Consider the following 827-nt stretch of genomic DNA (forward strand, 5'->3'; position numbering starts at 1 on the left):
CAGATTGGGGAGCGCTTTGCCAAATTGCGCAATGTCTTTAAGCTTAATCAAGCAGGCATTGAAGATCTAGGCGATGCTATCAATCATCTCTCGAACCACATGGCGGCAAAAGCCAGTGAAGTGTCTGATTTTACCAATCGTGCCACCGGTGCGGCAACCATGTTTAAGTTGACAGCCCGCGAAACCGCGGCATTTGGTACAGCGATGATTTCTGCTGGGATTGTTCCTGAGAGTGCTGCGCGTGGTTTTAATGCCATGAGTGCGCGCATTCAGGCAGGGGGCAAACATATTGAAGATGCTTTTGCCAATATCGGGCTTTCTCGCGAAAAATTTATGCAAGATCTCGACAAAGATGCCACCGGCACCTTGGTGCGCTTTTTTAATGTGTTGGGTAAATCCGAACAGGGCATGCGTTCGCTGATTGCCATTGCGGGGCGCGATTTTACTGGTGATTTTGCCAAATTGGTGGGCAACCCCGAATTGTTAGGGCAAGCTTTAGATTATGTGAAAGATCCACAAGTCTTTAAAGGCTCGGTAGAGCAAGAAGCCGACAAACAAGCAACCGGTGCTATGCGGCAATTTGAACTCTTGCAAAACCGTATTGTGGCTCTGGGCATCACCATTGGTGAAGTGCTTCTGCCTCCTCTCAACAGTCTCATGGAAACTGTTGGCAATTTTACTAATGGGCTTATGGCGTGGGCGAATGCCCATCCCACTTTAACAAGTGCCATTATCAAAACCATTGCTGCCCTGATGGCTTTTAATATTGCTCTGCGCGTGTTGCGCTTTACCATGGCTGGCACACGTCTTGGGCTTCTTCAATTGAT

The 827-nt window shown here is 48.4% G+C and carries 1 protein-coding gene; it reads left to right on the plus strand.

The features are described 5' to 3' along the window. Nucleotides 1-827, plus strand: an 827-nt coding sequence (locus ACFILZ_RS09980; RefSeq protein ID WP_375611075.1) for a phage tail tape measure protein, incomplete at both ends; no start/stop codon positions are given.

Origin of the sequence: Bartonella sp. AP40SXNS (assembly GCF_042195825.1) — a bacterium.
In the GTDB taxonomy this organism is placed as follows: domain Bacteria; phylum Pseudomonadota; class Alphaproteobacteria; order Rhizobiales; family Rhizobiaceae; genus Bartonella.